The sequence below is a fragment of the Okeania sp. KiyG1 genome (assembly GCF_014132355.1).
Lineage (GTDB): Bacteria > Cyanobacteriota > Cyanobacteriia > Cyanobacteriales > Microcoleaceae > Okeania.
Window position 1 is genome coordinate 57,668 of sequence record NZ_BLZO01000153.1, and the last position, 18,970, is coordinate 76,637.

At 37.0% G+C, this 18,970-nt stretch carries 18 protein-coding genes and 2 pseudogenes; 10 read left to right on the plus strand and 10 right to left on the minus strand.

The annotated features are described in order from the left end of the window. Positions 1–273: 273 nt before the first annotated feature. Complete coding sequence (locus SAGCYANO_RS35305; protein WP_202224313.1) at positions 274–681, minus strand: helix-turn-helix transcriptional regulator; 408 nt, start codon at positions 679–681, stop codon at positions 274–276. A 184-nt stretch (positions 682–865) separates the two neighbouring features. On the opposite strand from SAGCYANO_RS35305, the gene SAGCYANO_RS35310 reads away from it, so the two are divergent. Both SAGCYANO_RS35310 and SAGCYANO_RS35315 read left to right on the plus strand, forming a co-directional pair. Continuing rightward, entirely contained in the window at positions 866–1,249 is a 384-nt protein-coding gene (locus tag SAGCYANO_RS35310; protein WP_202224314.1) for a hypothetical protein, read from the plus strand. Positions 1,250–1,795: 546 nt separating this feature from the next. Continuing rightward, positions 1,796–2,164, plus strand: a complete 369-nt coding sequence (locus SAGCYANO_RS35315; RefSeq protein ID WP_202224315.1) for a hypothetical protein — start codon at positions 1,796–1,798, stop codon at positions 2,162–2,164. A gap of 4 nt (positions 2,165–2,168) precedes the next feature. Here SAGCYANO_RS35315 and SAGCYANO_RS35320 read toward each other — a convergent pair. The 3 genes and pseudogenes from SAGCYANO_RS35320 to SAGCYANO_RS35330 form a co-directional block, all read right to left on the minus strand. Beyond that, positions 2,169–2,954: pseudogene (locus SAGCYANO_RS35320) on the minus strand (CHAT domain-containing protein); the annotation flags it as partial. Between the two features lie 15 nt (positions 2,955–2,969). Beyond that, entirely contained in the window at positions 2,970–4,034 is a 1,065-nt protein-coding gene (locus tag SAGCYANO_RS35325) for a tetratricopeptide repeat protein (protein WP_202224317.1), read from the minus strand. A gap of 51 nt (positions 4,035–4,085) precedes the next feature. Continuing rightward, positions 4,086–4,514: a hypothetical protein gene (locus SAGCYANO_RS35330; protein WP_202219552.1), complete on the minus strand. Its 429-nt coding sequence runs from the start codon at positions 4,512–4,514 to the stop codon at positions 4,086–4,088. 76 nt (positions 4,515–4,590) lie between these two features. Between SAGCYANO_RS35330 and SAGCYANO_RS35335 the strand changes: the two genes are divergently transcribed. After that, on the plus strand, positions 4,591–6,036 hold the full coding sequence (locus tag SAGCYANO_RS35335; RefSeq protein WP_202218496.1) for an NF041680 family putative transposase: 1,446 nt from the start codon (positions 4,591–4,593) through the stop codon (positions 6,034–6,036). Between the two features lie 97 nt (positions 6,037–6,133). Here the strand turns inward: SAGCYANO_RS35335 and SAGCYANO_RS35340 are convergent, their stop codons facing one another. The 4 genes from SAGCYANO_RS35340 to SAGCYANO_RS35355 form a co-directional block, all read right to left on the minus strand. Further along, positions 6,134–9,994, minus strand: coding sequence for an AAA family ATPase (locus tag SAGCYANO_RS35340; RefSeq protein ID WP_202224318.1), 3,861 nt, complete (start codon positions 9,992–9,994; stop codon positions 6,134–6,136). Further along, positions 9,967–11,172 carry an ATP-dependent metallopeptidase FtsH/Yme1/Tma family protein gene (locus tag SAGCYANO_RS48465; RefSeq protein WP_202224319.1) on the minus strand — a complete coding sequence of 402 codons (1,206 nt, stop codon included), beginning with the start codon at positions 11,170–11,172 and terminating at the stop codon, positions 9,967–9,969. The genes SAGCYANO_RS35340 and SAGCYANO_RS48465 overlap by 28 nt, the downstream gene beginning before the upstream one ends. A gap of 375 nt (positions 11,173–11,547) precedes the next feature. Further along, positions 11,548–11,838 (minus strand): hypothetical protein, encoded by a 291-nt coding sequence (locus tag SAGCYANO_RS35350; protein ID WP_202224320.1) that lies wholly within the window; start codon positions 11,836–11,838, stop codon positions 11,548–11,550. A 106-nt stretch (positions 11,839–11,944) separates the two neighbouring features. After that, a complete protein-coding gene (locus tag SAGCYANO_RS35355; protein ID WP_202224321.1) occupies positions 11,945–12,949 on the minus strand; it encodes a protein kinase in 1,005 nt (334 codons plus the stop codon). 330 nt (positions 12,950–13,279) lie between these two features. On the opposite strand from SAGCYANO_RS35355, the gene SAGCYANO_RS48470 reads away from it, so the two are divergent. Next, a complete protein-coding gene (locus tag SAGCYANO_RS48470) occupies positions 13,280–13,408 on the plus strand; it encodes a hypothetical protein (protein WP_255502837.1) in 129 nt (42 codons plus the stop codon). A gap of 94 nt (positions 13,409–13,502) precedes the next feature. On the opposite strand, the gene SAGCYANO_RS35360 is transcribed toward SAGCYANO_RS48470, so the two are convergent. Beyond that, complete coding sequence (locus SAGCYANO_RS35360) at positions 13,503–13,766, minus strand: helix-turn-helix transcriptional regulator (protein ID WP_202224322.1); 264 nt, start codon at positions 13,764–13,766, stop codon at positions 13,503–13,505. Positions 13,767–13,899: 133 nt separating this feature from the next. Between SAGCYANO_RS35360 and SAGCYANO_RS35365 the strand changes: the two genes are divergently transcribed. The 4 genes and pseudogenes from SAGCYANO_RS35365 (at position 13,900) to SAGCYANO_RS35380 (ending at position 16,781) form a co-directional block, all read left to right on the plus strand. Further along, a complete protein-coding gene (locus SAGCYANO_RS35365; RefSeq protein ID WP_237397001.1) occupies positions 13,900–14,301 on the plus strand; it encodes a hypothetical protein in 402 nt (133 codons plus the stop codon). 232 nt (positions 14,302–14,533) lie between these two features. Further along, positions 14,534–15,795 (plus strand): annotated as a pseudogene (locus SAGCYANO_RS35370) (RNA-guided endonuclease InsQ/TnpB family protein). Next, a complete protein-coding gene (locus SAGCYANO_RS35375) occupies positions 15,773–16,153 on the plus strand; it encodes a hypothetical protein (RefSeq protein ID WP_202224324.1) in 381 nt (126 codons plus the stop codon). Before SAGCYANO_RS35370 ends, SAGCYANO_RS35375 begins: the two are co-directional and overlap by 23 nt. Then, on the plus strand, positions 16,137–16,781 hold the full coding sequence (locus tag SAGCYANO_RS35380) for a PAS domain-containing protein (protein WP_202224325.1): 645 nt from the start codon (positions 16,137–16,139) through the stop codon (positions 16,779–16,781). The genes SAGCYANO_RS35375 and SAGCYANO_RS35380 overlap by 17 nt, the downstream gene beginning before the upstream one ends. Positions 16,782–16,922: 141 nt before the next feature. Here SAGCYANO_RS35380 and SAGCYANO_RS35385 read toward each other — a convergent pair whose 3' ends face one another. Next, positions 16,923–18,368, minus strand: coding sequence for an NF041680 family putative transposase (locus tag SAGCYANO_RS35385; protein WP_202218496.1), 1,446 nt, complete (start codon positions 18,366–18,368; stop codon positions 16,923–16,925). A gap of 76 nt (positions 18,369–18,444) precedes the next feature. On the opposite strand from SAGCYANO_RS35385, the gene SAGCYANO_RS35390 reads away from it, so the two are divergent. Both SAGCYANO_RS35390 and SAGCYANO_RS48475 read left to right on the plus strand, forming a co-directional pair. Continuing rightward, the gene (locus SAGCYANO_RS35390) at positions 18,445–18,702 is read left to right on the plus strand and encodes a hypothetical protein (protein ID WP_202218497.1); all 258 of its coding nucleotides are present in this window, start codon (positions 18,445–18,447) and stop codon (positions 18,700–18,702) included. A gap of 41 nt (positions 18,703–18,743) precedes the next feature. Continuing rightward, positions 18,744–18,872 carry a hypothetical protein gene (locus tag SAGCYANO_RS48475; protein WP_255502437.1) on the plus strand — a complete coding sequence of 43 codons (129 nt, stop codon included), beginning with the start codon at positions 18,744–18,746 and terminating at the stop codon, positions 18,870–18,872. Positions 18,873–18,970 lie beyond the last annotated feature (98 nt).

The following is an 18,970-nucleotide window of genomic DNA, read 5'->3' on the forward strand; positions in this document are numbered from 1 at the left end:
CCTGGTTGCAGACAGTGGGAATTCCGTGTACATCAGAGAGTGGTGGGTTGCGGGGGTTAATTGAAAATCTTGTATATACGATTCGCGATCTGAAATAACACAACTGCAGCTATATTTTATATAGTGAGTTTTTCTGCTATCAATCGATCAGTAGTTCAAGATTTTTAACATGGATGCAATATCACTATGATGCAACGGAGATACGGTTGGAGTGATGCTCGACTCAAGTGTAGTTAGTTGCACTTGTTTACACGGGGGAGCGATCGCTACATCCTATCCGGTTAGTACAACCCACTTTTGATTCAGTTGATGGGCCAATCGGCGTACTTTTCGAGATGGTTTGTTCTGGCCATTAATCCAGTGGCCAATAGCTCTAACCGAAACTCCTAGAGCCTCAGCTAATGTAAAACGGGAAATATTGAAATTTTTGAGCAGTTGTAGCGGGTCCAATTCTGCTGTTTCTAATTGAGGAGGAAATGGTAGGGACCAGTTCTTGTAGATTTGAAAAAGTTCCGAGGCTAGTCGTTGGATAGTTTGGCTTGGTCTTGTGGCCCCGCAGAGCCATCTCGATACGGCAGATGGATTTACTCCCAGGGCTTTGGCTAGTTGTGTTTGCGATAGCCACTGGAACTGCAAAAGTAGGGAGACTGGATTTGTCTCCTCGAAATGTGCTATATTCATAATTCAAGAATTTTTTAAGAGGTTTAAGCTATAGGGAAGCTCGTAACTTCCTTGTAGCTTGTTTTATTTTTTTGACACTTCCAACTATGACACAGTTACGCTACTATGTCAATTACTTAGTTGTGATATTTGGTGATTTTCTGCTACATAATAGATAATGGAGTAGTTGCGCAATTACTTCAAAATGCCCGAATCTGAAGAAAAAGTCAGACTTACCGTATTTGTTCCTCCCTGGGTGAGGACTGCTCTGAAGCAAAAGCTAGCCCCTACTACTATAAGCCAAAGTCAATTTGTGGCCAATTTGCTCGAATCAGTTTTGCTTGAAGAGGGGTATGGCCCACAAGAGAAAAAATATACAAGTTTGGTGGAATTGGTTGAATTCAACTATGAAACCTTGTTGGCTGATACCACTATCTCTAAACAAGTTCTGGATCAACTAATCAAAGGCAAGAGGCCAGATACTGTTACGGCTTTGCGGATCGCTTTGGCTCTTGATATGCAAGAGTCGGATATTAAAAATTTAACTGAAAACCAAGAAAGAAAGGAGGATGTCAAGAATAGTGTGTAAAAGATTGCTGGGATGGGTATAGACGGTGTGATTCAATGGACGACTATTGCGAGTTGTGACGGTAGATAGATAATTTAAGAGGCGATCGCGACTATGTTGCAGAGTTTGAACATAATCTTTGTAGTCTAAATGGAAAGCTTTGTCGATACCAGACCGACTATTATATTGGGAGTTTCGAGAAGAAGTCAGCAGTCTCAATAACTGGCAGATTTTGGAAAATTGGTGATGGTGGGCGCAAACTGGTAACTAATTAATAATGCACTTGCTAGAAATTTAGGCTTTAGAGTCATTGCAGGCCCGGTCGTTTAAGAGGATGAAATTTTCCGATAGCAAATGCTATCGGAAAGGTACAGTAACATAAAAATGTAGCTATGGGTTTGAGTATGTAGTGTCTTTGCGTAAGTCTTGTATATACAAAGGTTCAGGATCTAAAAAAATGAATCACTTTAGAAATATTTAATAATTTTTGTAAAGCCTGAAACCTTTACGGCGACACAGAAAAATTATGCGTATAAAAATTTTAAGCAACTTGAGGATAATAACTCTATGACTAAAGTAACGCCAGCAGAATTTGAGAATTTTCGTTCTCAATTGGGGGAAACTTCAGAAGTAAAAGAATCTCTCTCAATTCTTGAGAATAACCTCGAAGAGTGCGACTGGATTTTAGAAGATGCTACAACATTGATTGCAGTTGACTTTGAAGAATCAGTTCTCATGGGAGATTCTTTATTAGAGGATTTAGTAGAAAGAGCAAGAAAACATCTTTGCAAACCAGAGATCGAAAAAGGGTGGGATGACTTAAAAGATGTGCTTGAGCTTGTTAAAGAACTCTTACCAACTCCTGCACCCTTAGTTATGGCTTGTGTATTCAAACTCTGGGAAATTGGCTTGAAGAATTTATGCAAGAATGAATGATGATTTAATATCCGGTGGCGATAAAACCTGACCAATAAAAAGGACTGGCAAAAGGACGGGGTTGGCACTTGCGATTCTCCAAAGAATTTTGAGCAATCTTGCGCTTACCTTTGGAAAGAGAAGCCCAAATTTCCTCAATTTGGGGGTTAAATTGATCGAGAAATTTATCAAAGTCTTCATGGGTTAAATCTCGCAGCCAAATTTGAGCTTGGTTGAGGGCGATCGCTACTTCCCCAGCTTCTCGTTGGGGAAATTTTTCCAGGTTTTTATAGAATTTAATCATTAAGAAGGCAGTAGCTAACTCATCTACTTTCCAGAGACTATTGATGACACTGGGAGTCCCTGCAAACAGAAAGCCGCTAGGTAAACCAATATATTCATCGCTGAGGCTATTGCGATCTGTTAAACCTGTTTCACACGCTGAGAGGGCGACGAGGCGACATTGATCGATATTCAGACCAAAGATTTCTCCTAATGTCAGAGGTTCTTTATTGGCTAGTTTCAAGCAAGACTCTAGGGGAGATTTTTCATCAAAATCACCGTGACAAGCAAAGTGAAGGCAGTGAGCATCACGCAGCAATAATTTTTTATCATCACTTTCCTCATCCATCAATGCTGCTTTAGTTGCTGCTGTTTCTACGAGAACTTCTGTTGAGTCAAACTGTTGGCGAATTACCTCCACTTGCAGGTTGGCGTAGGTGAGGTCTTGAGTCGGGTTTTGAACTCCCAAGAAGTTGCTAAACTTTGACCGTTCCCTGTTTTGGGTTAATTGCAAAAGTTGGCAACTTGGGCTATAGCGAACGCCTTAGCGATCAGTTATTTCTTGGGGAACGTCTTTAGGCTTGAGGTTCTGCTTTGCCAAGAGTTCTACTAGGTTGCGGGCTTTGCTGCGTTCGACTGTTTTGATTGCTTTATCCCACTGGTTAATATTGATATAGGCTTGCACCTGTAACTGATAAACTATTATTGCTTCTGCCATAATCTCTTGACGGCGATCATCGTCATTAGCCCAACTGCGACTAAGTTCCACTGCAGTTATACCTTTTTCACAGGTTTTAATGGTTTTTCCCCAATTACTTTGGTAAAAGTAGAGAAGGCTTAAATTTTTGGAAGAGTAAATACACCTAAAAGGCTCTGCTTCTGGGGTGTAAACTGACAATGCTTGTTCAAAAGCAGCAATGGCTTGTTCTATATTCTCTGCTTTTTCACCACAGAAGGCAAGATTGATGTAGGCAAGACCCAGGTTGTTTTGAGTCATAGCCCAATCATAGGGAAAGTTAGATTTAGTGTAAACTAACAACGCTTGTTCAGCAGCAGCAATAGCAAGTTTGAGATTTTCTGTTTCGTCACCATGAATTCTCTTAGTGTAGGCAGCAAGCAGGTTGTTTTGAGTTGTGGCCCAATCATCAGAAGATTTAGTGTAAACTAACAATGCTTGTTCATAACTAGCAATGGCTTGTTCTATATTCTCTGCCTTGTCACCACGGACTCTGTTACTGTAGATAGTACCTAGGTTGTTTTGGGCTGTTGCCCATTTATAGGGAAAGTCAGGTTTGGTGTAAACCAACAATGCTTGTTCATAACTAGCAATGGCTTGTTCTATATTCTCTGCCTTGTTACCACGGATTCTGTCTCTGTAGATAACAGCCAGGTTGTTTTTGGTTGTTGCCCATTCATAGGGAAAGTCAGGTTTGGTGTAAACTGACAATGCTTGTTCAATCGCAGCAATAGCAAGTTCAAAATTCTCTGCTCTATCGCCACAGATTCTATGAGTGTAAGTAGCAGCTAGGTTGTTTTGAGTTGTTGCCCATTCATAATTGGACTTTGGACAAAAAAAAGTAGTTAGCGTAATAGTTACACTAACTACCAAAATTAAGGTTTAAAGACCGAATTCATACTGGAATTATCTTTGTTTTTGACATTATTTATCATCCCGAAGATCATAGGATGGGTCTGGTTCAATTTCTCCACCAAAACAAATATCTAAATAACTTTCTTGAAGGGAATGAACAACTCTCTCCAACTCATCAATAAGATTCCTTCGACTCATTTTTTCAACTGCATCAATATGAGCTTCACTACCCGCTTTGCCTAAATATTTATATTTAGTTTTTTTCTGACTATCAGTAGCCATAGGAAAAATCGGTGAAGCAGATTGTAATTTATAATAATAGTAAAGTTTCTGATTTCTATTGACTTGATAACGGATGATATGAACTTCACGAGGAATCACCTCTCCTTCTCGTTCAATTTTCTTAATTTTCTGCTTCATCTGACGGATTAAACCCTGAATTTGTTTCCCTCTAATGGCTGCAGGTTGAGTGGTTTGCTTGGATTTCGGTGTAGACATGAGACTGAATAGTTAAGAAAGGATTTATGTTGGCGTAAAATATACACTAACATTCAGAGGTGTATTATTCACAACCATGGAAAATCAAGAAAACAGTCAATCAATCAAGGAGTTCTTATCCTGGAGGCAAAACCTTTATCATGGAGTTAATGCAAGAATTGAAACTATTATAGAATTAGTAGATGCCCTTTCATCAAACTCCATCGCAAGTTCGGTAGTAGAATTGTCTGAACATCCTTTATTTCGACGAAATTATAACAGTTTATATAAAGGAATTCAAGAATTTTTACCTGATAAAAATGATGATAATTACTCACAACAAGTTAATTACTTATTAGAGGCTGCGTCTCAAACAATTCCTACTCCAGTTTCCCGACATTTTCATTTATTTGGAATTGATACAACTCCTTGTCCACGTCCTTTTTCAGCTACATTGGCCGACAAAACTTTTATCAATTATCCCAATCCAATTAAAGGAAATAAACCCATTAGTATTGGCCATTATTATTCAGTTATATGCGCTTTACCAGAGAGAATAGCAACAGGTAATGTACCTTGGGCTGTTCCCTTATTAGGAGAAAGGGTTCCCTCGTCAGAAAAGGCTACTAACATTGGTAATAAACAACTGGAAAAAATCTTTAAAACTGCTTCTTTCTCTGGAGAGAAGTTATCAGTTTTAGTTGCTGACAGTTTCTACAGCCAAAGAAATTTTATTGGAGAACAAGTCAAGCATAAAAACTTAATTACCGTGACACGAGTGAGAAGCAATCGAGTCTTTTACCGTCAATTTATCAGGAAAGAACACCAAGCAATTACTTCAGGACATCCCCGTTGGTATGGAGATAAATTTGACCTGAAAGATGAGAATACTTGGCATGAACCTACGGAGGTTAGTCAATCCATTTTTACTACTAGAAAAGGTCGTCAATTGACAGTAACAATTTCGGGTTGGAACCAGATGTTAATGAAAGGAACTCAGAACTATAAAATGAATCGTTATCCTTTTACTTTACTACAAATTAATATTACTGATGAAGTAGGTAATCAGATTGGGAAACCGATGTGGTTAATTGTTATTGGTTCTCGACGTCAAGAGTTAAGTTTGATTGATTGCTATGAATCTTATCGGCAACGTTATGACATAGAACATCTGTTCCGATTTGGTAAACAAAGATTATTAATGACAGCTTATTCAACCCCTGATGTTGAACATGAAGAAAATTGGTTCAAATTAACATTAATTGCTTATGTTAATTTATGGGCTGCTAGGAATTTAGCCATTGTTTTACCCCGTCCTTGGGAACATTATTTGAAGACTAATAAATCAGTTAAAATCACTCCCAGTTTAGTTCAAAGAGATTTTTATCGAATAATTTCGACTTTGGGTACAATGACGACATCTCCTAAACGTCGAGGTTATTCTACCGGACGGATTAAAGGATATAAAACAACACCACGAACTCGTCATCAAGTTATCATCAAAGGCAAAAAAAAATCCAAAAAACAACGAAAAGTTTCTTAGTAGTGGGCGACAACTCTTAATTATTGCCATTTTTCAGTGATTAAATTCACTGGAGACAGAGAAATATTTCTCTAATATAGTTAGCGTAAATATTACGCTAACTGTTTTCTTTTTGTCCAAAGTCCAATTCATAAGGGAAGTCAGATTTAGTATAAACTGACAATACTTGTTCAAAAGTAGTAATGGCTTTTTCTATATTCTCTGCCTTGTCACCACGGATTCTATTACTGTAGGCGAGGCCCAAGTTGTTTTGTGTTGTTGCCCATTCATAGGGAAAGTCAGATTTGGTGTAAACTGACAATGCTTGTTTAAAAGCAGTAATGGCTTGTTCTATATTCTCTGCTTTGTCACCATGAATTCCTTCTATGTAGGCATTACCCAGGTTGTTTTGAGTTATTGCCCAATCATAGGGGAAGTCTGGTTTGGTACAAACTGACAATGCTTGTTCAAAAGTGGCAATGGCTTTTTCTATATTCTCTGCTTTGTCACCACGAATTCTGTTACTGTAGGCATTACCCAAGCCGTTTTGAGTTGTTGCCCAATCATAGGGGAAGTCAGATTTGGTGTAAACTGATAATGCTTGTTCAAAAGCAGTAATGGCAAGTTCTATATTCTCTGCTTTGTCACCACGAATTCTGTTACTGTAGGCATTACCCAGGTTGTTTTGAGTTGTTGCCCAATCATAGGGGAAGTCAGATTTGGTGTAAACTGATAATGCTTGTTCAAAAGTAGTAATAGCAAGTTCTATATTCTCTGCTTTATCACCACGGATTCTATCTCTGTAGGCATTACCCAAGCCGTTTTGAGTTGTTGCCCAATCATAGGGGAAGTCAGATTTGGTGTGAACAGACAATGCTTGTTCAAAAGCAGTAATGGCTTGTTCTATATTCTCTGCTTTTTTACCATAAATTCTGTCTTTGTAGACACTACCCAGGTTGTTTTGTGTCCTTGCCCAATCATAGGGGAAGTCCGATTTGGTGTAAACTGACGATATTTGTTTAAAAGTAGCAATAGCCTGTTCAAGATTTTTTGCCTTGTCTCCACGAATTCTCTCACTGTAGACACTACCCAGGTTGTTTTGTGTCCTTGCCCATTCATAGGGAAAGTCCGACTCAGTGTAAACTGACGATATTTGTTTAAAAGTAGCAATAGCCTGTTCAAGATTTTTTGCCTTGTCTCCACGAATTCTCTCACTGTAGGCAAAACCAAGATTGTTTTGAGTTGTTGCCCAATCATAGGGGAAATCTTCTTTGGTGTCAACAGACAATGCTTGTTCAAAAGCAGCAATGGCTTGTTCTATATTCTCTGCTTTATTACCACAGATTCTGAGTATGTAAGCATTACCCAAGTTGTTTTGATCTCTTGCCCAATCATAGGGGAAATCTTCTTTGGTGTCAACAGACAATGCTTGTTCAAAAGCAGCAATGGCTTGTTCTATATTCTCTGCTTTACTACCACAGATTCTGAGTATGTAAGCATTACCCAAGTTGTTTTGATCTCTTGCCCAATCATAGGGAAAATCTTCTTTGGTGACAACAGATAATACTTGTTCAAAAACAGCAATGGCTTGCTCTATATTCTCTGCTTTATTACCACAGATTCTGAATATGTAAGCATTACCCAAATTGTTTTGATCTCTTGCCCATTCATAGGGGAAATCTTCTTTGGTGTCAACAGACAATGCTTGTTGAATTGCAGCGATGGCTTGTTCTATATTCTCTGCTTTATCACCACGGATTCTGTAATTGTAGGCAATACCCAGGTTGTTTTGAGTTGTTGCCCAATTTTTCTGGTTACTCTCACGAGTAAAAACTTTTAACACCTCTTTGTAACCAGCAATTGCGATTTCCATGTTACTTGCTTTATTGCCGAGAGGAAACTGCATAATTAGGTTACTGAATTTCAAGATGACTCTACCAACATCCTCTATGAGAAACACTTCCACTTGGGAAAATGCTTGCTCTGCCCAGGTTTGCAGGATGGGAATTAAGTTATCATTGAGCAGGTCAATATTTTGTTTTAGCAGAGGATAAACAGTTTCAGAATCCCCTTCACTTTCACCAGTTAACTCCAATACCTCTATAAAAAAATTGTATTGTGCATCAATATCAACTTCTGAGGAACTTTTTTCAACCTCCTCAGAAGTAGTTGCTATTTTTCCTCTGCTATCATTACTGTTTGAGGTTTTTTTTTGAGACACTGGTCTAGTTAAGGCATTCTCAACCATTAACGCAGTAACTGTCACCTTTTTCTCAGATACCCAATCTCCTAAATACTTTTTCACATCATTTAGCAAACTGTCAAGTAACCGCGCATCCCCCCCTCGTTTTAAACATTCTTTTGCAACTATGTCAAGAGCAGATTTTTCCAGTTCCACCTCAATACCTAACTTCTCATAATGATGAGTAAACTGAGAAACAGGCGAACTCTCCCCGTAGGTTAATATTTCTAACAACTCTTCCTGCTTCAAAATCTCTGTCGATGCAATAATCGGAAATTGATTAATCAACCGAGTTACTAATCCTAAATCCACCAATATTTCATTATCAGTTTTACTCTCTCCTGTATCATCGGATTTTTTCTTAAATACACTCTTCCTGCTACGAGATTTACCATCAACAGTCAACTCACAAATAAACAAAATATTTTGAGTATGAATTGACTGACTATTCTTAGCAAAAAAATCTTCTGCAAGATCAAATTTTTCACCCTCGATTGCCCTAGCAAGTTCTTCTTGAAAAAACTTAAAATCGTCAAATGTAATTTCTTCCATCCCATATAACCAAACAATCCCACATTCAGCCCGTCGAATATCATTATTAGCTGCTCGTAATAATTGATTTAAGATTGTTTGCATATATGTCTTATCTTTAACTAGACCAGTAGCTGGCTTTTTCACAAAAGGTACTTCCAAGGAATTCGCCGTGGCTTTAATAATGGTAGTTTTTCCACTTCCAGGAGGTCCATATAAAAATAGATTTGGCTTATGGCCATAGCTAACACCAGACTCCGAACGGGAACGAATATTAGCATAATGAGAACAAACAGACCATCCAATAGCTGTTAAAGCTACATATTGTCCCACTATTTCTTTACTAATATCCTCTTTGAATTCTTGTACGTTTACAACAGATGGAATAATAGCTCCTTGGGCTTTTGTTGCCTCTTCCAGCAAATGTTTATCGATAGAATCACATTTATTCTTAGTCGCTAAAATAGCTGCTTGATTGACAATGTTAGCTAATTCTGCCCCATTAAAATCAATAGTATAGCGGGCAATATCTTCAATGTTGACATTATCTGCAATCTTCTTATTTTTAAGATGAATCTCCAAAATTTGACAGCGTTCTTCAAAACTAGGAATATCGACAATTACCCGCTTATCAAACCTTCCAGGACGTAAAAGAGCAACATCTAAAATATCAACCCTATTAGTTGAACCCATCACAAAAATCCCTTGATACGACTCAAAACCATCTAATTCTGTTAATAATTGATTCAGGGTATTGCTTCGTTCTTCATCCCCACCAGAAAGCAATAAATTGCGACGCTGACCTACAGCATCGAGTTCGTCAATATAGATAATGGCAGGGAGGTTTTTCTTTGCCTCATTAAATAAATCTCGCACTCGACTAGCACCAACTCCAACGTATAATTCTACAAATTCAGAGGCGCTCATATAAAAGAAATTAGCGCTCGATTCAGAAGCAACTGCCCTAGCTAACAAGGTTTTACCAGTACCGGGAGGACCTTCTAAAATAATTCCTTTTGGCATACGCGCTCCCAGACCTTGAAAATATTCTGGGTTTCGGATGAACTCAATAATAGTTTTCAGTTCTTCTTTAGCTTGTGCAGCTCCACCAATATCATCGAATGAAACTTTTGGTTGATTTTCACCTGTTTTTTTAGCAGGATTTTTGCGGAATTTATCTATGTTATTTTCTTTTTGATCAAACAAAAATACAATCTATAAAGAGGGACAGCTAAAATAATTACTAAAACAATTATTATAACCCATTGAATTACATTCAGTAGGAGAGAACGAAAAGTACCACTCGGTCTAACTTGAATAGAAACTTGAGAATTATCAACTTCAATGTCAGCACTTTTCAATTGCTGATAAATTCCCATATTAGGTTCAATATAAGTTTTAACCTTTTCACCATTATCTTTAGTGGCAGTAACTAGATTATCTTTCACCTCAATATGTGCCACTTCTTCAGCTTTAACAAGCTGTAAAAAAGTTGTTAAATTAATTGTTTTAGGTCTATTCCACCAGCCATAAAACCAATAACCAATTAACATAACAACCACTAATAACAGTATTAAACGGGTAATAAGAATTTGTCGGGGACTGGGACTGTAAGGATTTTTTGGTATCTTTGATTTTGAATCATTAGTATCATTATTCTGGGGAGTATTAGTGTCATTCTGACTAATATCTACCTCTACCTCAACATTCTGGGGAGTATTAGTGTCATTCTGACTAATATCTACCTCTACCTCAACATTCTGGGGAGTATTAGTATCATTCTGACTAATATCCACCTCCACCTCAACATTTTGGGGAGTATTAGTGTCATTCTGACTAATATCCACCTCCACCTCAACAGTTTCAGACACTATCTCATTTATCCGAGCGTGGACTTGGGAAATATCAACTCCCTGATTTTCCATAATCTGCATTACTATGCTATTTTTCTCCCCATTAGTCTCACCCAACATCTGGATTACTTGAGTGCGGACTTCAGAGGTATCAACCCCCAGATTTTTAAGAACCTTCATTGCCTCACTTTCCTCGTCACGAATCAGACTTAAAAGAAGGTGTCCCGTACAAATATAGTCGTGTCCAAGTTGTTTAGATTCCTCCCCAGATAGCCTTACAACTTCCTTAGCTCGCGGAGTAAAAGGAATATCAAAAACTTCAGCATCAAAAACTTCAGAGTCACAACTAATGATTTTCTCAAGCTCAATCTGAGCATCTTTGAGATTAATATCCTGAGCAATACCTGTTGCTTTACTAATCAAACCCAGAAGAATATGCTCTGTACCTAGATAATTCTGTCTCATACGGCGAGATTCTTCCTGACCCAGCATAATAGCTATGATGGCCTTCTCTGTAAAATGTTCATACATATTTTTCAGACCTTCGTTAGTGTTTCTGACAAAAACAACAACTATTCTGTTTTATCTTCCGCAGATAAAGTAATCAATCATTTTTCCTCCAGCCTACTAACAGAACTACTAACCCGCTCCTCGTGTAATAACTCATCCAATTTGCTTCTAACTTTATCTGCCAAGTTAGGTAAACCTTTTACATTAATTAGCATTTCTTCATCAACTTTTACTGTCAGGCTGAATTTTTTAAGTTTTCCGGGTACAACAGGTTGGTAATAGCAATTGGGTTAAATATAATAATGTTAAGGAAATATTAGAACTAAGTCTCGTTTATGTTCCAAGTCAGAGATTTACTAGAGTTATTAATAATGATTTAATTACAGCTTAAATAATTCACATTATTTCCTTTACACCTTTAAGATAAATGTTTCTGAGGTTTTTTTTAAGACCAGTAAAATCAGGTTCACCATTTAGAGAAATTCTGAGTAACGGAGTTTTACTGTTTTCATATTCATTTAAAATTTTATCATCTGATTCATTTTTCTTTCTAAAAAAGTAGAATGTATCAAGTTGTCTCTTGGGAATATAGTTTTCAACACAAACTAAAACAACTTCATTTCCTGTTAAATATCCCTCAAATCCAGGAAAAAAATCTTTATTGGCACGTTTGTACTTTATACCCAAAACTTGCTGATAAAATTTAAAATTGTCCCAATCTATTTCAGGTATTATAATTTTTCTTCAGGATATGTTGAGAGTACCCGCGTAAATTTGGGACCAAGTTCTTTCTCTAACTCAAAAATAATATCATAAATTTTTTAAGAATTTTTCGAGCTACGTTTTCAAATAACTCCTTATCTGTATCAGTTGATGCTTTATGTCTAATCTCATCTAATGAAGTTTTTTCATTATACTCTTGATTTTCTGAATTTAAAACATCTATTAAAGCTGTGTTAAGGGTAATAGTAGACTGCCAACGATAATCTATTCTAATATCAAAAGCTGTATCAAAAACCCTATTAATTCTAGATAGTATTTGTTCGGGTAAAGCTAATAATTTTTGTTTCACCTTTTGATTCTGATGTGGTTTACTTCCTTTTGCATCAAAAAGATAAGGTGGTTCTCCTGTTATTAAAAAAAATAAAATACCACAAATTTGTGTTATGTCTGACCTGGGGTCTCTTTGTAAACCACTTTTCCGCCTATGCTCTGGAAGAACCAAAAATCTATTTCCTACATCCTGTTCTGTAGGTGTTAAACTTGTATCATTTTCTTTGTTGAAAGAAAGACCAAAATCTATTAATACTGGTGTAGTTAGAGAGTCGTTTCTAACAATAATATTATCAGGTTTAATATCTCTATGAACTATACCTTCTTGATGGCAAAGTTCAAGAGTTTCTAATAAATTAAAAGTCAATTTTATCGCATCAAATACATCTACTATCCCTTTTTCTGTAATAAACTTTTCTAAAGTTTTTCCTTCTATAAATTCAGTCACCATATAGAGAGGTACATTTTTATCTTTAAAATACTGGGAATTTGAATCAATTAATTTTGGTATATTTGGACAATTTAATATATTTAATCTTCCTATAATAGTTACTTCAACGTGCATCCTTGAACGTCTTTCAAGACTTTCTTGATTCTTAAGTCTTTTAAGTACATATTGACCAACAGAAAATAAATCATTTTTAGGTTCAACTAAGAAAGTTAAACCATGACCGCCACCACCAATGTCCTTAATAGTGTTCCAGTTTTCATCCCAAGGTTTAGGTTTCCTTTTACTTTTACTCATAATTACACGTTTTTAATTACTTAAAATGTCAAATTTTAACAGATTTAGTAACAGTTGTGTTGTGGAAAACTTTCAGGAATCTGGCCTCAAATATAGCGATCGCTACAAACTCAATCACCTCTCAAGTCCAGCCGTAGTTTTTTGAATCAGTACGGGCTGAACTTCCTTTAAAATAGTCCACATCGGATTTGTTCAAGTAGCTGTCAGAAAAGCTTTCAAGCACTGTGAAATTACAATACTAAGTTAATATAGCGATCGCTGATAGAAGACTATTCGCGGAACAACGCGAATAGTTGAGGCTTCTTGGCCAGCCTCAAACTCCAGCCAGGGATGTTTTTTAGAGTTACCTTTGGTAACTTTAAAAAACACCCTCAAATAAAAAAAGCGATCGCCTTCACTGCCCCATCTCTACCTCAGATTCAACCCATTCAACAACATTTATACGAAGTTTTTTTATAGCAGTAATTACGAACAGGTCAAAGCATGAGGAAAACTTTGACTAATATAGCTTCTCTAACAGTACTTCTGTAATTATGGATTTAATAGGGTTTAGCTATGGTTTTGCAGATTCATTAGGAGCTTGATACTCAAATAAATCAGCAGGAGTAATATCTTTTTCCTTCTTCTTAGCTAGTAAATTTAATCCATCCAAGATAGCCCCAAGTTTTTCACCATCTATCCGAGGCATGGTGTCAGCCCGCTTGAGATTAGACACAGCATTAGACGAAATATCTAAGTATTTAGCTAACTCTTCACCACTAATACGATATCTAGCCATCAACTCTGCCAACCGCCAATTGATTACCATAGTGGCCATATTATCCCCCCTTATACTTGTACTATTACAAGTATAGCATCGATTATATCCTAGCAAAACATTGACAATTACAAGCCAGACGTGTAATAATATAGGTATAGGAAAGGGAAAGAGGCAAGCCCCAAGCCAGAAAGTGAACCAAAATGTCCTAAGAACCTTGGACTCAGAGGCAAAACACCTTAAGCCCAAGCAAAAAATAAAAACACAACAGGATTATAACACAATGCAAACACTACAACGTCCAATACCACAAGGTACAACTAAGTATTATCAAACTTATCAAAATAACAACACTTCTCAAAGCAACGATAATTGGCTATATGACGGAACCCCCGAAGCTTGGCTAAATGTAGACTACAGCAAACCCCCGTACAACATTTGTACAGAAGCTGAAACCACCGCATATAAGTTTCCAGACTATGAGGAGGATTGGGACTGTTACTCAAATGAACCAGGCAAGTCCTATGATCAGATATGGCAGGATGTGGAAGAGTTCATAGCATCAGGTTCTCCAGATGATTTAGACGAATTCTAGAGGGTGAGTCATGACGAGCATAGAGGTAGCGATTGCTGCTTCTATGGACTCAGTAAAGTTAGCTGAATCACCGATAAGCCTCACGTCATAATATGCAGATTTGGCGACCCGATGAATCGCGACAAATTGAATTGCTTCGATGCTCATTCAATTTGCTTGCTATCTCAGCAAAAACTTTCATCCTAGTTGAAAAACTTGTATTATATTGCAATAACCCCAGAAAATTTCCACCATGCGCACTGCCTACCAATATAAATTAAGGCCCAACAAAGAACAAATAGCGACAATAGAATTGTGGTTGGAATTGTTGCGTCGGCAGTACAACTATCGGTTGGGTGAAAGGTTCTCATGGTGGTCAGAAAACCGTTGTCCAGTTAACGCTTGCCCCTTAGTGATGCCAATTCCTCAACTAAGAGATAATCCAAATTATTACTCTCAAAAACGAGATTTGGTCAATACCAAAGACAAGTTTCCTGAGTACAAACTAATTCATTCTCAGGTATGCCAAGATTGTATAAAACGAGTAAAACTTGCTTTTGATAGATGGTTTAAGGTAGACACAAATGGGCAGAAATTAGGAAAACCAAGGTTTAAAGGAAAAGGTCGTTATCGTAGTTTTACTTATCCTCAAATCAAACAAGATTGCCTTGAAGGAAACAAGATTAATTTACCAAAAATAGGAACAGTAAAATTAATTCAACATCGACGATTACCAGATGGTTTTCAAATAAAAACTGCTACAATTAGCCGTAAAGCTGATGGGTATTATGTAACTTTATCTTTGGAGGATAAATCAGTTCCAGCTTTAACAACTAAAGTTGAGCCTACATTAAAAAACACTCTAGGAATTGATATGGGGTTAAAGGAATTCTTAGTAACAAGTGAAGGAGAATCAGTCCCCATCCCTCAATACTATCGCTCATCTCAGCAGCGATTAAAAACTCTACAGAAACGCTTATCCCGTAAAAATAAAGGAAGTAAAAGATGGTTAAGGCTGTTAAAGCTGTAGCAAAACAACATAAAAAGGTCGCCGATAAACGTAAAGATTTCCACTTTAAAACAGCCAATGAATTGTTATCAAAAGCGGATGTTATTGCCCATGAAAACTTAAATATTAAAGGACTAGCAAAAACCCGATTAAGTAAATCAATTAATGATGCTGGATGGGGACAATTTCTAACTATTTTAACTGTCAAAGCCGAAAATGCTGGACAGAAAACTATAGCAGTGAATCCTCAAAATACCAGCCAAGATTGCTCGAATTGCGGTGAAAAAGTCCCGAAAGAATTAAACATACGAACTCATTCTTGTCCCCATTGCGGTATTGTCATAGACCGCGACTGGAATGCAGCGATAAATATAAAAAATAGGGCGGTAGGGCATTCCGTCCTTAAAGCACGCGCTTGTCCGACGGGGTACCGGGACTGCGAAACGAGAAGCCCACACTATAGTGTTAGCTTAGTTTGGGAGTATGTCACTTTGTTTCTATCTTGAACCTGAATTAAAGCAGGCCATCGACATACTCAAAGTTGTCGATGGCTTGTCACAACAGGATTGGTTAGAGAGCTTAATAGAAAGAGAAGTAAAAAATCGTAAAGATAGTTTACCAATATCCAAGCCTGAGCCGGAACTAACAATTGCCCAAATAATAAACGATAATTGGGTAGTGTTGGCAGAAGATTCGGGAATTAAATTGGATAAATTATTAAATTTGGCGAAAGGAGCAAAGCCAACTGAACCAGAATTGAATAAACTAGCTGAATCTCTAGATAAGGATATAGATGAACTTCAGCAAATATGCGATCGCAATTTCCCACATAAAAAGGAGAATGGCAATGCTGCAAAATCTTGAAACTCAGGGTTGGAACTATTTACCTGGTAAGTCTTGTATTGTGCTAGTTGCCCCAGATAGATCGGCAGCAAATGAGATGATTGAATATGCTTATGAATGGCTAAAGGCTATTGCTAATGTATGGGGTGAGGTTGTAATCAGATGGAAAGGTTGCAGGCGTGGATTTAAAGTAAAAGCAGAAAAATCTGCCCTTCAAGCAGATTCTATTAAGCAAATAATTGAAGTACAACAGGTTTTTGGTACTGCTTTAACTGGTATCCACAAACCATTGATAAAAGTTTTGGAAAGGATGGTTGATTCTAAGTATCCTATGTCATTAGTGCGAATGTCGGATGATCGACAATTGTGGGTGAACAGCCCGATGGTTCAACTGTTAGAAACCACTCCAGCGGAAGCAACAGAACGAATTCTGACGGATTTTTGGCTACCAGGGGATTTGGAAAATTTGAAGCAAAAGGTTTTGCAATGCGATGCACGAACAGGTTTCGACCATCGTTACGAGGCCGGGTTTTCACCAAAAACGTGGGCAAGATTATATGCTCATTTCGATAGGATTGATGATGGTGGGTATAGATTGGCAACTACTTATGAATGGACTCCTGTACCTCACCCTGTTTTGAGTAAGTGAATGTAAGTTAATTATTGGACTTTGGACAAAAAGAAAACAGTTAGCGTAAATATTACGCTAACTATATTAGAGAAATATTTCTCTGTCTCCAGTGAATTTAATCACTGAAAAATGGCAATAATTAAGAGTTGTCGCCCACTACTAAGAAACTTTTCGTTGTTTTTTGGATTTTTTTTTGCCTTTGATGATAACTTGATGACGAGTTCGTGGTGTTGTTTTATATCCTTTAATCCGTCCGGTAGAATAACCTCGACGTTTAGGAGATGTCGTCATTGTACCCAAAGTCGAAATTATTCGATAAAAATCTCTTTGAACTAAACTGGGAGTGATTTTAACTGATTTATTAGTCTTCAAATAATGTTCCCAAGGACGGGGTAAAACAATGGCTAAATTCCTAGCAGCCCATAAATTAACATAAGCAATTAATGTTAATTTGAACCAATTTTCTTCATGTTCAACATCAGGGGTTGAATAAGCTGTCATTAATAATCTTTGTTTACCAAATCGGAACAGATGTTCTATGTCATAACGTTGCCGATAAGATTCATAGCAATCAATCAAACTTAACTCTTGACGTCGAGAACCAATAACAATTAACCACATCGGTTTCCCAATCTGATTACCTACTTCATCAGTAATATTAATTTGTAGTAAAGTAAAAGGATAACGATTCATTTTATAGTTCTGAGTTCCTTTCATTAACATCTGGTTCCAACCCGAAATTGTTACTGTCAATTGACGACCTTTTCTAGTAGTAAAAATGGATTGACTAACCTCCGTAGGTTCATGCCAAGTATTCTCATCTTTCAGGTCAAATTTATCTCCATACCAACGGGGATGTCCTGAAGTAATTGCTTGGTGTTCTTTCCTGATAAATTGACGGTAAAAGACTCGATTGCTTCTCACTCGTGTCACGGTAATTAAGTTTTTATGCTTGACTTGTTCTCCAATAAAATTTCTTTGGCTGTAGAAACTGTCAGCAACTAAAACTGATAACTTCTCTCCAGAGAAAGAAGCAGTTTTAAAGATTTTTTCCAGTTGTTTATTACCAATGTTAGTAGCCTTTTCTGACGAGGGAACCCTTTCTCCTAATAAGGGAACAGCCCAAGGTACATTACCTGTTGCTATTCTCTCTGGTAAAGCGCATATAACTGAATAATAATGGCCAATACTAATGGGTTTATTTCCTTTAATTGGATTGGGATAATTGATAAAAGTTTTGTCGGCCAATGTAGCTGAAAAAGGACGTGGACAAGGAGTTGTATCAATTCCAAATAAATGAAAATGTCGGGAAACTGGAGTAGGAATTGTTTGAGACGCAGCCTCTAATAAGTAATTAACTTGTTGTGAGTAATTATCATCATTTTTATCAGGTAAAAATTCTTGAATTCCTTTATATAAACTGTTATAATTTCGTCGAAATAAAGGATGTTCAGACAATTCTACTACCGAACTTGCGATGGAGTTTGATGAAAGGGCATCTACTAATTCTATAATAGTTTCAATTCTTGCATTAACTCCATGATAAAGGTTTTGCCTCCAGGATAAGAACTCCTTGATTGATTGACTGTTTTCTTGATTTTCCATGGTTGTGAATAATACACCTCTGAATGTTAGTGTATATTTTACGCCAACATAAATCCTTTCTTAACTATTCAGTCTCATGTCTACACCGAAATCCAAGCAAACCACTCAACCTGCAGCCATTAGAGGGAAACAAATTCAGGGTTTAATCCGTCAGATGAAGCAGAAAATTAAGAAAATTGAACGAGAAGGAGAGGTGATTCCTCGTGAAGTTCATATCATCCGTTATCAAGTCAATAGAAATCAGAAACTTTACTATTATTATAAATTACAATCTGCTTCACCGATTTTTCCTATGGCTACTGATAGTCAGAAAAAACTAAATATAAATATTTAGGCAAAGCGGGTAGTGAAGCTCATATTGATGCAGTTGAAAAAATGAGTCGAAGGAATCTTATTGATGAGTTGGAGAGAGTTGTTCATTCCCTTCAAGAAAGTTATTTAGATATTTGTTTTGGTGGAGAAATTGAACCAGACCCATCCTATGATCTTCGGGATGATAAATAATGTCAAAAACAAAGATAATTCCAGTATGAATTCGGTCTTTAAACCTTAATTTTGGTAGTTAGTGTAACTATTACGCTAACTACTTTTTTGTCCAAAGT

What these genes read in the sequence shown, in the direction of transcription:
- SAGCYANO_RS35380 (WP_202224325.1), top strand. Translation starts at nt 16,137, where the DNA reads ATGCTGCAAAATCTTGAAACTCAGGGTTGGAACTATTTACCTGGTAAG.
- SAGCYANO_RS35315 (WP_202224315.1), top strand. Translation starts at nt 1,796, where the DNA reads ATGACTAAAGTAACGCCAGCAGAATTTGAGAATTTTCGTTCTCAATTG.
- SAGCYANO_RS35310 (WP_202224314.1), top strand. Translation starts at nt 866, where the DNA reads ATGCCCGAATCTGAAGAAAAAGTCAGACTTACCGTATTTGTTCCTCCC.
- SAGCYANO_RS35355 (WP_202224321.1), bottom strand. Translation starts at nt 12,949, where the DNA reads ATGAGTAAAAGTAAAAGGAAACCTAAACCTTGGGATGAAAACTGGAAC.
- SAGCYANO_RS35390 (WP_202218497.1), top strand. Translation starts at nt 18,445, where the DNA reads ATGTCTACACCGAAATCCAAGCAAACCACTCAACCTGCAGCCATTAGA.
- SAGCYANO_RS35330 (WP_202219552.1), bottom strand. Translation starts at nt 4,514, where the DNA reads ATGTCTACACCGAAATCCAAGCAAACCACTCAACCTGCAGCCATTAGA.
- SAGCYANO_RS48465 (WP_202224319.1), bottom strand. Translation starts at nt 11,172, where the DNA reads ATGTATGAACATTTTACAGAGAAGGCCATCATAGCTATTATGCTGGGT.
- SAGCYANO_RS35360 (WP_202224322.1), bottom strand. Translation starts at nt 13,766, where the DNA reads ATGGCCACTATGGTAATCAATTGGCGGTTGGCAGAGTTGATGGCTAGA.
- SAGCYANO_RS48475 (WP_255502437.1), top strand. Translation starts at nt 18,744, where the DNA reads ATGAGTCGAAGGAATCTTATTGATGAGTTGGAGAGAGTTGTTCATTCC.
- SAGCYANO_RS48470 (WP_255502837.1), top strand. Translation starts at nt 13,280, where the DNA reads ATGTTTTTTAGAGTTACCTTTGGTAACTTTAAAAAACACCCTCAAATA.
- SAGCYANO_RS35335 (WP_202218496.1), top strand. Translation starts at nt 4,591, where the DNA reads ATGGAAAATCAAGAAAACAGTCAATCAATCAAGGAGTTCTTATCCTGG.
- SAGCYANO_RS35385 (WP_202218496.1), bottom strand. Translation starts at nt 18,368, where the DNA reads ATGGAAAATCAAGAAAACAGTCAATCAATCAAGGAGTTCTTATCCTGG.
- SAGCYANO_RS35305 (WP_202224313.1), bottom strand. Translation starts at nt 681, where the DNA reads ATGAATATAGCACATTTCGAGGAGACAAATCCAGTCTCCCTACTTTTG.
- SAGCYANO_RS35375 (WP_202224324.1), top strand. Translation starts at nt 15,773, where the DNA reads ATGTCACTTTGTTTCTATCTTGAACCTGAATTAAAGCAGGCCATCGAC.